The 13,582-nt window shown below is 64.4% G+C and carries 10 protein-coding genes; 8 read left to right on the top strand and 2 right to left on the bottom strand.

Going from position 1 to position 13,582, the window contains the following annotated elements:
• Nucleotides 1-67 precede the first annotated feature (67 nt).
• The 3 genes from GGQ88_RS13180 to tatC are packed head-to-tail and all read left to right on the top strand — an operon-like array spanning nt 68 to nt 1,553.
• Entirely contained in the window at nt 68-313 is a 246-nt protein-coding gene (locus GGQ88_RS13180; RefSeq protein ID WP_183613901.1) for a twin-arginine translocase TatA/TatE family subunit, read from the top strand.
• A 35-nt stretch (nt 314-348) separates the two neighbouring features.
• On the top strand, nt 349-735 hold the full coding sequence (gene tatB, locus GGQ88_RS13175) for a Sec-independent protein translocase protein TatB (RefSeq protein WP_183613900.1): 387 nt from the start codon (nt 349-351) through the stop codon (nt 733-735).
• Nucleotides 732-1,553 carry a twin-arginine translocase subunit TatC gene (tatC, locus tag GGQ88_RS13170; protein ID WP_183613899.1) on the top strand — a complete coding sequence of 274 codons (822 nt, stop codon included), beginning with the start codon at nt 732-734 and terminating at the stop codon, nt 1,551-1,553. Before tatB ends, tatC begins: the two co-directional genes overlap by 4 nt.
• Before the next feature lie 147 nt (nt 1,554-1,700).
• Here the strand turns inward: tatC and GGQ88_RS13165 are convergent, their stop codons facing one another.
• Nucleotides 1,701-3,395, bottom strand: coding sequence for an amidohydrolase (locus GGQ88_RS13165; protein WP_183613898.1), 1,695 nt, complete (start codon nt 3,393-3,395; stop codon nt 1,701-1,703).
• Nucleotides 3,392-4,312, bottom strand: a complete 921-nt coding sequence (locus GGQ88_RS13160; protein ID WP_183613897.1) for an NAD(P)-dependent oxidoreductase — start codon at nt 4,310-4,312, stop codon at nt 3,392-3,394. The genes GGQ88_RS13165 and GGQ88_RS13160 overlap by 4 nt, the downstream gene beginning before the upstream one ends.
• Before the next feature lie 86 nt (nt 4,313-4,398).
• Here GGQ88_RS13160 and GGQ88_RS13155 point away from each other — a divergent pair, with 86 nt between their 5' ends.
• The 5 genes from GGQ88_RS13155 to GGQ88_RS13135 all read left to right on the top strand — a co-directional run bounded on the left by GGQ88_RS13155 (nt 4,399) and on the right by GGQ88_RS13135 (nt 13,552).
• The gene (locus GGQ88_RS13155) at nt 4,399-4,785 is read left to right on the top strand and encodes a VanZ family protein (RefSeq protein ID WP_183613896.1); all 387 of its coding nucleotides are present in this window, start codon (nt 4,399-4,401) and stop codon (nt 4,783-4,785) included.
• A gap of 37 nt (nt 4,786-4,822) precedes the next feature.
• Complete coding sequence (locus tag GGQ88_RS13150) at nt 4,823-6,073, top strand: threonine ammonia-lyase (RefSeq protein WP_183613895.1); 1,251 nt, start codon at nt 4,823-4,825, stop codon at nt 6,071-6,073.
• Nucleotides 6,074-6,277: 204 nt separating this feature from the next.
• Nucleotides 6,278-7,135, top strand: a complete 858-nt coding sequence (locus GGQ88_RS13145) for an arginyltransferase (protein WP_183613894.1) — start codon at nt 6,278-6,280, stop codon at nt 7,133-7,135.
• A complete protein-coding gene (locus GGQ88_RS13140) occupies nt 7,095-9,341 on the top strand; it encodes an autotransporter assembly complex protein TamA (protein ID WP_183613893.1) in 2,247 nt (748 codons plus the stop codon). Before GGQ88_RS13145 ends, GGQ88_RS13140 begins: the two co-directional genes overlap by 41 nt.
• The gene (locus tag GGQ88_RS13135) at nt 9,341-13,552 is read left to right on the top strand and encodes a translocation/assembly module TamB domain-containing protein (protein ID WP_183613892.1); all 4,212 of its coding nucleotides are present in this window, start codon (nt 9,341-9,343) and stop codon (nt 13,550-13,552) included. The genes GGQ88_RS13140 and GGQ88_RS13135 overlap by 1 nt, the downstream gene beginning before the upstream one ends.
• Nucleotides 13,553-13,582: the final 30 nt, after the last annotated feature.

The raw sequence follows: 13,582 nt of genomic DNA, 5'->3' as shown, positions 1-13,582 counted from the left end.
GTCAGGCGCAATCGGAATTCCTATCTAGGGTTTCGTGTCGCCCGATGGGCGCAATGGAGTTAGTGACATGGGTGGTCTTTCCCTTCCGCACCTGATCGTTCTTGCGCTGGTCGTGCTGGTGCTGTTCGGCCGTGGCCGCATCTCCGAGATGATGGGCGATTTCGGCAAGGGCATCAAAAGCTTCAAGCAGGGCATGCATGACGAAGACAACCAGCCGGTCCCGCCCCCGCCTGCCCAGATCCAGCAGCAGCAGGTGCCCCCCGCGCCCGCACAGTCCGTGACGCAGCCGACCTCCACCGATCAGACGAAGTGATCAAAACTTCGCAAGTCCGCTAGGGACCATCAGCCGTGTTCGACATCGGCGCTTCCGAACTGCTGGTGCTGGTCATCGTGGCGATCGTCGTGATCGGCCCGAAAGACCTGCCGATGGCGCTGCGCACCGCAGGGCGGTGGGTCGCCAAGATGCGGCGCGTTTCCAATCACTTCCGCTCCGGAATCGAAACCATGATCCGCGAAGCGGAAATGGAAGAGATGGAGCGCAAGTGGAAAGAGCAGAACGAACGCATCATGCGTGAGACGGCCGCGCAGCAGGAAGCGGCCGAGCACGGCCAGACCCCTGCCGCTGCCGAGGATCAGAACGATCCCGTGATGATCGGTCCGATGCCGCCCGAGACCAAACTGGAGGAGACCCCGGCAAGCGCGCCTGCACCGGTCCCCGGTGGCCTCCAGCCATGATCAACGACATCGACGAGAGCCAGGCCCCGCTGCTCGATCACCTGCTCGAACTGCGCACCCGTCTGCTGCGCTGTGTCTATGCGCTCGCGGTGACCTTTGCGATCTGCATGTATTTTGCCGACGATATCTTTGCGATCCTCGCCCAGCCGCTGGTCCACGCCTTCCCGCCGGGGCAGGGCAAACTGATCTACACCAAGCTTTACGAGGCGTTCTTCGTCGAGCTGAAAGTGTCGATGTTCGCGGCGTTCTTCATCAGCTTCCCGGTGATCGCCAACCAGCTGTGGGCATTTGTCGCGCCGGGGCTCTATGCCAAGGAAAAGCGCGCGTTCCTGCCGTTCCTGCTGGCCACGCCCGTACTGTTCACGATGGGCGCGAGCCTTGCCTATTTCATCGTGATGCCGACCGCGTTCAAGTGGTTCCTCGGGTTTGAGGGCAACAAGGGCGGTCTGCAGCTTGAGGCACTGCCCGGTACCGGTGACTATCTCAGCCTGGTGATGCAGTTCATCCTCGCCTTCGGGATCAGTTTCCTGCTGCCAGTGCTGCTGATGCTGCTCAACCGCGCCGGGATCGTGAGTCGCGATCAGCTGGTACGGGCGCGGCGCTATGCGATTGTGGTGATCTTTGCGGTTGCGACCGTGGCAACGCCGCCCGATGTGGTATCCCAGCTCATGCTCGCGATCCCGCTGCTGTTCCTGTTCGAAGGCACGCTCATCGTCATGCGTTTTACCGAATCGGCCGATGCCAAGCGCAAGGCTGAGGAAGAGACGGATAACGACATGGTTGTGCCTGTCGGTGAACGTCCGCCCCTGCTGCCATAAGAAACGGGGGCCGCAGCCCCCGTTTCGAAATGTCTTGGTACTGGCATGACCACTTTGGGAAGCCCCAAGGTCCGTCGGCAGCAGCGTACGGACCTTGCAACGCAGCCTCGATCCGGTGCCGGACCGCAGCCTTCCGCGTCGGCGGTTTTAACGCCTGTTGTTCGATGTGGTTTCCGGCTTTTCCTCGGCAGACCAGATACGGCCACCGTTGACCCAGGTTTCGACCACACGGGTCGCGCGGATCTGTGCGGGGCTGGCAGTCAGCGGATCGGTATCGACCAGGATGAAGTCAGCGCGTAGGCCGGGTGCCAGCCTGCCGAATTTCGTTTCGGCAAAGGCCGCGTAGGCAGCGCCGGTTGTGTAACCCGCCAGCGCACTCGCACGGTCCAGCCGCTCCTGCGCCTGCCAGCCACCCGCCGGTTGCCCGTCAGACCCCTCGCGGCTGATCGCGGCGGCAAGACCCGCCCACGGATCGGCCGCCTCGACCGGCGCATCCGAGCCGAACGCCAGCCGCGCACCTGCATCCTTGAGCGATTTCCACGCATAGGCTCCGGCCAGCCGGTCCGGTCCCAGCCGCGCCTCTGCCATGATCCGGTCTGAAGTCTCGTGCACAGGCTGCATCGAAGCAATGGCCCCGCTGCGCCCGAAGCGCGCGAAGTCCTTGAGATCGACGATCTGCGCGTGTTCGATACGCCAGCGCCGGTCACCCTTGTAGGTCGCCGCCAGGTCCTCGATCGCGCCGATCGCGGTCGCATTGGCCTCGTCCCCGATCGCGTGTACCGCGACCTGGAAATTGTCGAGCGCAGCGCGGCTCATCAGGTTGCCAAGCTGCGTCTGGCTTAATTGCGGCAGGCCGCGCGTACCCGGCGCATCCGCATACGGTGTCTTGAGCCACGCCCCACGAGAGCCCAGCGCACCATCGAGGTAAAGTTTCACCCCGTTCATCCGCAAACGGTCCTGATAGAGCCAAGGCGTAGGCCCCGGACCACCGATCAGTGTCATGTTGTCGACACCGGCAGCATAAGCCATGATCCGCACGTAAAGTCGGTTGGCATCGCCTGCGCGACGATAGGCCTGCCAGTCTTCAATCGTCGTGCCCATATCGGCCACCGCAGTCACGCCGCGCTTGAACAGCAGTTGCTGCGCCGTGGCGAGCGCGGTGTCGCGATCCTCGGGGCGTGGCGCAGGCAGGCGGGCGGCAACCAGCGCCATTGCGCCATCGACCAATATGCCCTGCGGGCTGCCATCGGCATTGCGCTCGACCTTGCCGCCGACCGGATCCTTAGTCGATGCCGTGACGCCCGCCGCTTTGAGCGCGGCGCTGTTGGCCCAGCCTGCATGCCCATCGACGCGCTCGAGCCAGACCGGGCGATTGCCGGTCACGGCATCGAGTTCTGCAGCAGTGGGGTAGCGGCCCAGCTTCCACGATTCCTGGTTCCAGCCGCTGCCGATGATCCACGGGCGATCCGTGTGCTCGGCAGTGAATGTGCGGATCCGGTCGAGTGCCTGTTGCAGCGAAGTGGTATCTGACAGGTCGAGCGTCAGCGCGGCAAAGCCCATGCCCATGACATGCGCGTGCGCGTCGATCATGCCGGGCAGCATGACGCGGCCTTTGCCGTCGATGTGGTACTGATATTCCTTGCGGGCCTTGGGCTTCTTGTCACCCGCGTGGATCACGCGCACGATCGTACCTGCGTCGTCGAACAGCAGTCCGGTGAACGTCTCGACCTGACCGCCAGAGGTGATCGTCGATCCGCGCACGTTATCGACCAGGGTATCGGCAAGCGCCGGGGCTGATACGGTCAGCAGCAGTGCAGCTATGGTGGTGCGGGCGATGCTCATTTGCCAGCCTTGCGGCGTGGCAGTCGGCGGATCAGTGCGCTCGTGTCCTCGCGCCCGTAACCCATGGCCTGCACGTCGACATAGAACTGGTCGACCAGCGCGGTGACCGGTACGCTCGCTCCCAGATTGCGCGCTTCGTCCATCGCCAGCCCCAGGTCCTTGCGCATCCAGTCAATCGCGAAACCGAAGTCGAATTCGTCCTTGGCCATCGTGTGGAAGCGGTTGTCCATCTGCCACGATTGCGCCGCGCCTCCCGATATCGCCTCGAACACCTTGTCGAGATCGAGGTGCGCGATCTGGGCGAAGCGGATCGCCTCGGACAATCCCGCCAGCGCGCCTGCGATGCACATCTGGTTGGCCATCTTGGCGGTCTGCCCCGCGCCCGACTTGCCCACATGGACCACGCGCTTGGCATAGGCCTCCAGAATCGGGCGTGCCGCATCGACCGCCTTGGCGCTCCCGCCGCACATGATGGCAAGCGTCCCTGCCTCCGCACCCGATTGCCCACCGGTGACCGGCGCGTCGACGCACAGCAGCTCCTTGTCACGACCCTCTACTGCGATCTGGCGGGCGATCCGCGCCGAAACGGTGGTGTGGTCGATGTACAGCGCGCCGCGCTTCAGGCTGGAGAACGCACCGTTCGGGCTGAGCACGACGTCGGCCAGATCGTCGTCGTTGCCCACGCAGGTGATTATCGCATCTGCGCCTTCGGCAGCGTTGGCGGGGCTGGTCGCAACCCGCACCGTTATGCCGGGATTGGCCGCCTGCCACGCTTCTGCGCGTGCTGGTGAGCGATTGTAGATCGTCAGGTGGTGGCCCGCATTGCCGAGGTGGCGGGCCATCGCGCCGCCCATCGTGCCAAGGCCAAGGAAGGAGACGTTTGCGGGGGCGGAAGCTTTGGGAGTCTGATCTGTCATACCTGCTTTCATATCGGGTTTGGGCGGCAGTGCCAGCCCTGCTGTTGGCTTGCCAGCCGGTTGGCGCCGTTGCATGAGCATGCCCGATGCAGAGACTGATCGACACCCTATCGCGCCTTGCCCGGCTGGCATTCTGGCCCGCTCTGGCGTTCGCGCTCGTCATGGCGGTGGTTCCCAAGCCACCCACGCTGCCGATCGACGACCTGGGCGACAAGTTCGCGCACATGCTGGCGTTCTTCACGCTCACCGTGCTCGCCGGCAGCGGATGGCCGCGCAAGTCGCTGCTACAGGCGGCGCTGTGGCTCTCTGCTGTCGGCGCAGGTATCGAGGTGATGCAGGCCATTCCACAATTGCACCGGGATTCGGACTGGCGCGACTGGGTGGCCGATAGCCTCGCAATCCTTGTCGCGCTCGGCCCGGTGTTGCTGTTCCGCGCAATCGCCGCGAAAGCGTCTGTACCAGACCAAGCTTGAGGTTCCCTTACGTGCAGGTTTCCGTTAGGGCGCGGCAATGGAAAACGCCGCTTTGAAGCCCGCCGTGCAGGCCACCGACCTGCTGACCCTCGCCGATGTTCGTGCGGCGGCTGAGCGAATTGCTGGCCACGTAGTGCGCACGCCTACATTGTACAGCAAGACCCTGAGCGCCATCACGGGTGCGAACATCTGGCTAAAGTTTGAAAACCTCCAGTTTACCGCAGCCTACAAGGAGCGCGGCGCGCTCAATGCGCTGATGCAACTGACGGCTGAGCAAGGCGCGCGCGGCGTGATCGCGGCGTCGGCAGGCAATCACGCCCAAGGCCTTTCGTACCATGGCACGCGGTTGGGCATGCCCGTCACCATCGTGATGCCCAAGACGACGCCGACGGTGAAGATCATGCAGACCGAGGCGGTCGGCGGCAAAGTCGTGCTCGAAGGCGAGACTTTCGACGAAGCCTATGCGCATGCGCGCAAGCTGGAAGCAGAACTCGGGCTGACTTTCGTGCATCCGTTCGACGATCCGCATGTGGCGGCGGGGCAGGGTACCGTCGCGCTCGAAATGCTTGAAGATGCACCCGAAATCGACATGCTGGTCGTGCCGATCGGCGGCGGCGGCTTGCTTTCGGGTATGGGCACCGCTGCGCGCGGGATCAAGCCCGACATCGGCTTGATCGGCGTACAGGCAGAACTGTTCCCATCGATGTTCGCCAAGCTCAAGCGGCTCGACATGCCCTGTGGCGGCGACACGCTGGCCGAGGGCATTGCGGTCAAGGAGCCTGGGCAGTTTACCTCACAGGTTCTCGCCGCGATCGTCGACGATATCGTGCTGGTCGATGAACCGGCGCTTGAGAGCGCGGTGGCGTTGTTGTTGCAGATCGAAAAGACCGTGGTCGAAGGCGCGGGCGCTGCAGGCCTTGCCGCACTGATGCGCCATCGCGAGATGTTCGTCGGTCGCAATGTCGGCGTCGTGCTGTGCGGTGGCAACATCGACACACGCCTGCTCGCCAACGTGCTGCTTCGCGATCTGGCGCGCTCGGGCAGGCTCGGTCGGTTGCGGATCACGTTGCAGGATCGCCCCGGCGCATTGTTCAAGGTGGTCGAGGAATTCAACCGCCACCAGGTCAACATTCTCGAAGTGTGGCATCAGCGCATCTTTACGACTCTGCCCGCCAAGGGACTTACCGCCGAGATCGAATGCGAGGCCCGCGATCGCGAGCAGATCGAGCGGCTCGTTTCGGGCCTGCGGTCGAAGGGCTATCACGTCGAGCAGGTCGAACTGGGCTGATGCTGCTGCGTTAACTTTTGGCTTGCGCACTGTCCTGTATCCGGACCGGCGGTAATTCCTGTCGGTAAAACCCCGATCCCGAGCAGAATGGGGTGCCGGTAAGGTGATGCTCCATGGTTAATGGGGCTTTCAGGAATGAATGGCCTGAGGCATTGTCATCTCCGACATGCCGGATCGTCTGGCATCAGGAGGCAGCTGCACCCCGTGACCGCGCCCGTACGTTTCCCGCGCTTCTTCGTAACCAGCCCATCGCCGTGCCCGTATCTTCCCGGACGCAGCGAACGCAAGGTGTTCACTGAACTCAAAGGCCCCAATTCCGACGAGTTGAACGACGCGCTGGGACGCATCGGATTTCGCCGCAGTCAGACCGTCGCCTACCGCCCCAGCTGCGTCGGATGCACGGCCTGCGTATCTGTCCGCGTGGTCACCGAAGAGTTCCGCCCATCGTCGACACAGAAGCGCATCTGGAAGCGCAACAGCGACCTTGTCGTAAATGTTTGCAGACCTTGGTCTACGCCGGAACAGTTCGAGCTGTTGCAGCGTTATCTCGCCGTGCGCCATCCGGGAGGCGGGATGGCAACCATGGACGAGATGGATTTCGCGGACATGGTGGAACATTCTCCCGTGAAGAGTTTTGTCATAGAATACAGGGAACCGACCGTAGACGGCTCGCCGGGAAAGCTCGTAGGGGCGTGCCTGACCGATGAGCAAGGCGACGGGCTCTCGATGATCTATAGTTTCTACGATCCACAACATGAGACGCGGTCCGGGCTTGGCACTTTCATCATCCTCGACCATATCCAGCGTGCTGCTCGCGTCGGGCTGTCGTACGTCTACCTCGGCTACTGGGTCGAAGGATCGGAGCGCATGCAATACAAGGTGCGCTACCGGCCGATGGAGAAACTGGGCCGCGATGGCTGGGAACGGTTCGAACCTTCTGAACAGGCCAGTGCCATCGGACGCGCCGTCACTGCCCGGCAGGGCTCTGACGGATCTGCTGCGCCCGAAGGCAGTCTCAAGGATGGGGTACACGGCGCGCAGGAACGCTACGCGCACGTCTGATCGCCCGCTGGTTCGCGTCATTGCCACGCTGCTGGTGCTCTGCCTTCCCGCGCAGGCATTCGCCCAATCGAAGCAGGCAGATCAGGAACTTGAGGCGCTGATCCCGGATTCGGCGATGGAAAATCCCGATGCATGGGCCGTCGATACCGAGGCTGCGCGGACAGTGGTTCCGCCCGCCGAGGCCGATGACGGAATCGCACCCGACGCTCCGCTGCCCGATCTGCCCGGCATCACAATCGCCTGGCCCGACGGCAGTGAACTGCCGAAAATCGAGTCCCTGACGCCGGACCCCGATATCGACGTTGCCGAACAGACTACTGACGCCGCGGTGAATGCGCTTCCGGGTCAGGAAGAAGCGGACTCAGGCAGGTCCTCTCGCCGGGCCGACGCCGACATCGCCAAGGTCGGCAAGCAGGTCGAGGTCGCCTTTCCGCCGGGGGCAGAGGGGATCGCCGAAAAGGACGCGATCGTCGCGCGCTTTGCCGGATTGTCGGCGCTCAAGTCGTTCGATGACGACGAGGACAACCTTGCCCAGATCGTGCGCCGCGCGCGCACCGATCGCGAGCTGCTGATCAATATCCTACGCATCCACGGTTACTATGATGCCCAAGTCTATCAGTCGCTCGGCGGCCTGTCCGCGCCCGCTGCCGCTGCGACGGACACCCCTGCTCCGATCGATGTCGAGAAAGTGGTCGTGCGCTTCGACCTCCAGCCAGGACCGCAATACCACTTCGGCCAGATCGCATTCGGCGACCTTGCCTCGACCGGCCCGGATTTCCAGACCCTGCGCGGGGCGTTCAAGCTCAACCCGGGCGATGCGATCAATTCCGACCGCATCGTTACCGAGCGCGTGAACCTCCAAAACGCGCTTGGCGAAACCGGCTATGCCTTTGCCAAGGTGGATGAACCTGATCTGCTGATCGACCACGAACGGCGCGAGGGCGATCTGACCGTTCCGGTCATGCCGGGCGGCACCTACCAGATCGGCAAGGTCAACTCCTCGCTCGAGAAGTTCCTCAGCTCGAAGCACCTCGACCTCATCGCGCGGTTCGACTCGGGCGATCTCTACAAGCGGTCAGAAATCGACGACTTGCGCCAGGCGATCCTCGCCACTGGCTTGGTCTCCTCGGTCACCGTCGAAACCCGCGAAGCGAAGAAGCCGCTGGGTCGCGATCCGGGAACGGTCGATGTCGACGTCGGCCTGACCCCGGCCCCCTTGCGCACGATCGCAGGCCTTGTCGGCTATTCGAGCGGCGAAGGCTTCCGCGTCGAAGCCTCGTGGGAGCATCGCAACTTCTTCCCGCCCGAGGGCCTGCTGCGCGTACGCGGCGTTGCGGGTACGCAAGAGCAGCTTGCCGGCGTTACTTTCCGCCGCAATAACTTCATGAAGCGCGATCTGCTGCTCAACGCCGACCTCTACGCGCGCAACCAGCAAAGCCCGGCGTTTGAGGCGCTCACGATATCGGCGCTGGTCGGTCTGGAGCGTCAGACCACGCTGCTGTTCCAGAAACCGTGGATCTTCGCTGGCGGCCTCGAAATTCTCGCCACGCGTGAGCGGGACGCAGCCGCGATCCGCGCCAACGAACCGCGCACCACCTACTTCATCGGCGCAATCCCGCTGCGCGCGGCTTACGATGGCAGCGACAGCTTGCTCGATCCGCAGCGCGGCTTCCGTGTCGGCCTGCGTGTTTCGCCTGAAATTTCGGTGCAGAACGGCGTCAAGTCGAGCTACGGCAAGGCCCAACTTGATGCCAGCTACTACCAGCCGACCGGCGATAATCTGGTCATCGCTGGCCGCGTCCGCCTGGGCACGATTGTCGGCACCGCGATTGAGAACATCGCGCCGTCGCGCCGGTTCTACGCCGGTGGTGGCGGATCGGTGCGTGGCTACGGATTCCAGCAGATCGGCCCGCGAGACACTCTCAACGAGCCGAGCGGCGGCCGCGCGTTGACCGAATTCTCGCTCGAAGCCCGCGTAAAGACTGGTCTGCTCGGTGGCGCTGTGAGCGTCGTCCCGTTTGTCGATGCAGGTGCAGTCGACACCACCACTACGCCGAAATTCAACGACCTCAAGATCGGCGTCGGCGTCGGCATCCGCTACCAGACCAACTTCGGGCCAATCCGCATCGACGTCGGCACGCCGCTCAATCCGTCGAAGGGTGATAGCCGCATCGGCGTCTACGTCGCGCTGGGTCAGGCATTTTGATGGGCGACCTGCCGATCACCGAACCCGAAGTGCCCGTCACGCCGCAGCGCTCGCGCCGTTCGCAGATCGCGCGTGGCCTCGGCAGGCGCGTTGCGATCGCGCTGATCGCGGTTGTCGGTTTGCTGCTAGCCGCGTTGCTGGTGCTCGATTCCTCGCTCGGCCATCGCCTCGTGGCAGACCGCATCGCGGCTATCACGCCGGGCTCGGGTCTGCGCATCGAGATCGGCCGGATCGACGGCTCGATCTACGGTGCGGCCAGCTTGCGCGATATCCGCGTCAGCGATCCCGAGGGCGTGTTCATGACCGTGCCCGAGGCTGAGCTCGACTGGCGACCGCTGTCGTGGCTCAAAAGCGGGCTCGACGTAAAACTGCTTGCGCTGCACCGAGGCGTACTGCGCCGCGCGCCACGCCTGCGCCCCAGCGAAGACAAGAACGCCCCGATCCTTCCCGATTTCGACATCGTCGTTGACAAGCTGGTGATCGACAACCTGACGGTCTCCGAAGCCATGGCCGGACAGAAGCGCCGCGTCGATGTCGTCGCCAACGCCGACATTCGCGGCGGCCACGCGATCGTCAATGTCAACGGTCGCTTCGGTGGCGGCGGTGGCGGCAGTGACGTCATCGTATTCCGCCTCGACAGCGAACCCGATCGCGACAAGTTCGACCTGCGGCTGGTCTACGATTCACCCAAGGACGGCGTGATCGCCAAGCTGGCGGGCGCGCAGAGCGACGTCAAAGCCCGCGTGTTCGGTGCGGGCGGTTGGAAGCACTGGGACGGCCTTGCCTATGCCACGCAGGACGGTCAGCGCTTGGCCGCGTTCCAGCTCGGCAATCGCTCGGGCAACTATCGTCTGGCGGGACAAGCCTATCCCGGCAAGATGCTCGCCGGCATGCCGGGTCAGGCCGTGGGACAAGCGCTGTCCGTGCTTTACGACGGCACATTCGCCGACAATGCCTTCGACGGACAATTGCGCACGGCAGGCGACGCCTTCAAAGCCGCCGCCACAGGCAAACTCGACCTCGTCGACAACCGCGCCGAAGACCTCAAGGTCAAAGTGCGCGTGACCCGACCCGAACGCATCCTGCCCGCCTTCCAGATGGCTGGCGTTGCGCTCGATGCGACGATCGATGGGCCGATGCGCAACCTGACGATCGAGCACGTCGCGACCGTCGCCCGGCTCAAGGCTGGGGCGGTCGATGCGCAAGGCCTGCGCACCGCCGGAACCGCGACATGGGACGGCGAACGCTTCGTCCTGCCGCTGGCCGTGACCGCGCAGAAGGTTACCACCGGCAATCCGATGATCGACCCACGCTTTCCCGGCGGTCGCCTGACGGGTGACCTCGTACTCGCCGGGAACAAGCTGACCTCGGACAATCTCTCGCTGGCGATCAAGGGGCTCGCGGCACAACTGGCGTTGCGCGGCGACATCGCTCGGGGAGGCTATGCGCTCGCTGGCCCCGTTGCCGCGCGCGGCTTCGCGGTCGAAAACCTCGGCACGGTCGATGGCAACGCCAAGATCGTGTTCAAGATCGGCGACGGCGTGCCTTGGACGCTGCAGGCCAATGTCGCAGGCCGCATGACGCGGATCACCAACGCGACGCTGCAGACGCTGACCGGCGGTAACCTGCGCTTTGCCGGGGGAATTGCGCTGGGCGAGAGCATCCCGGTCATCTTCCGCAAGACCACGATCAATTCCAACAAGCTGCAGATGGTCCTCGACGGCCGCGTCCAGCCGGGCGGCACGGCATCGCTGACAGGCAGCGGGAGGCACACCGAGTACGGCGCGTTCACCGTCGAGGCTGCGATGACCGGCACAGGTCCCAACGCGGTCCTCGTTTTCGACAGCCCGCTACCCGCTGCAGGGCTGAAGAATGTCCGGGTCGCGCTGTCCCCGATCGATGATGGTTTCCGCATTGAGACTGGCGGCGATTCCCGTCTCGGGCCGTTTGCCGGAACGCTCGGCCTGTTCATGCCGCAAGGCGGCCCGACGCGGATTGACATCCAGACCTTCAAGGTGTGGCAGACCTCGATCACCGGCGGCGTCACGCTGGGTGATGCAGGTGTTGCCGGGCAACTGCTGATGACCGGCGGCGGCCTCGACGGTACGGTTGCGCTCGCTCCGCGCGACGGCGGGCAGGGCTTCGACGCCAACATCACCGCGCGTAACGCCAAGTTCGGTGGCACGCAGCCGCTATCGATCGGCAATGCCAAGATCGACGCGACCGGCCTGATCAAGGATGGCCACTCGACGATCGAAGGCACGCTGCTCGCCGAAGGTATCGGCATGGGCAAGGTGTTCATCGGACGGCTGGCGGCATCGGCCTATCTGCAGGATGGAAGCGGTTCGGTCACTGCCTCGGTCTCGGGCCGCCGTGGCACCCGCTTCGCGCTGCAAGGCACCGCTGCCTTTGCACCTGATCAGATCGTGGCGTTCGTGTCGGGCGAATACGCCGGCCGCAGCGTCTCCATGCCGCGCCGCGCCGTTTTGACGCGCGACGGCGAGGGCTGGAAGCTGGCTCCGACGCAAATCGGTTTCGGTCGCGGCATCGTCATTGCCGAAGGCCACATCCTCGGCGGGCCGACTCAGCTGCGCGTTTTGCTCTCGCAGATGCCGCTGTCGGTGGTCGATATCGTCATTGCCGATCTCGGCCTGGGCGGGGTGGCGTCGGGCATTGTCGATTACACCAACGACGGACAGGGCGCGCCGTCGGGCAACATCGCGCTGATGGTCAAGGGCCTCTCGCGTTCCGGCCTGGTGCTGACCTCGCGCCCGGTAGATCTCGCGCTCGTCGCCCGGCTCGATCCTGACGCGGTCCAGACACGCGCCGTGATCCGCGAAGGCGGCGACATTCGCGGTCGCCTGCAGGCCCGCATCGGCGGATTGCCCAAGGGCGGCGGCGTCATGGACCGACTGTCGGCGGGCCAACTCGCCGGACAATTGCGCTACTCCGGCCCCGCCGAAGCCCTGTGGCGGCTCTCGGGGGTCGAGGTTTTCGACCTCACCGGCCCTCTGGGCGTGCGCGCCGACATCGGTGGCACGATTGCCGCTCCGGTCATCCAGGGCGCGGTGTCGTCCAAGGGGCTGCGTATCCAGTCCACACTTACCGGCACCGATCTGCGCCAGATCGAGATGGCCGGAACGTTCCGTGATTCCACCCTGTCGCTCGCACGCTTCAGCGGGACAACGCCCAATGGCGGCCGCGTGAGCGGTAGCGGCACTATCGGCCTTGCCGATCTGTCGACGCGCGGACCCTCGATCGACTTGCGCATCGCCGCGCGCAATGCAGCGCTGGTCAACCGCGATGATATGGGTGCGACCGTTACTGGCCCCTTGCGCATCGTCAGCGACGGCGTCGGCGGAACGATTGCCGGCCGCGTCAGCATAGACACCGCCCGCTGGGCGCTCGGCCAAGCCAGCGCCGTTGCAGAACTGCCGACCATCAAGACCCGCGAAATCAACGCCCCCGCTGACGCCGCTCCAGCACGCGTCCCCGCAGCACCGTGGCGCTTCCTGATCGACGCGTCCGGCGCAAACCGGATCAACGTGCGCGGTCTTGGCCTCGACAGCGAATGGGGTGCCGATCTGCGCATTCGCGGCACCACGGCGGCACCGCAGATATTCGGTCAGGTCGATCTGGTCCGCGGCGGCTACGAATTTGCCGGCAAGCGCTTCGAATTGTCGCGCGGCCGCATCCGCTTTACCGGCGAAGTGCCGATCGACCCGCTGCTCGACATCGTGGCCGAAGGCGATGCCAACAACATCAGTGCCAAGATAACGATCAGCGGTTCGGGCACGAAGCCCGTGATAGGCTTCTCCTCGACGCCCGCGCTGCCGGAGGAAGAACTCCTCAGCCGCCTGCTGTTCGGCAGCTCGATCACCCAGATATCCGCACCCGAAGCCGTCCAGCTCGCCTCTGCGCTCGCCTCGCTGCGTGGTGGTGGGGGGCTCGATCCGATCAACAAGCTGCGCGCCGCGATCGGTCTCGATCGCTTGCGCATCGTCGGTGCCGACCCCACGATCGGTGCAGGTACGAGCATCGCGGTGGGCAAATACATCGGGCGGCGGTTCTTCGTCGAACTGGTTACCGACGGCGGTGGCTACAGCGCCACATCGGTCGAATTCCGTATCACCCGTTGGCTTGCGCTGCTTGCTACGGTTTCCACGATCGGCGACGAGAGTCTGAACCTAAAAGTCAGCAAGGATTACTGACAGACGGTAACACGGACGCAATATCGTCTC

It is taken from the genome of Novosphingobium hassiacum (genome assembly GCF_014196055.1).
Taxonomy (GTDB): domain Bacteria; phylum Pseudomonadota; class Alphaproteobacteria; order Sphingomonadales; family Sphingomonadaceae; genus Novosphingobium; species Novosphingobium hassiacum.
The sequence above is the reverse complement of the archived record's forward strand: the minus strand, read 5'-3'. Positions and strand labels throughout refer to the sequence as shown.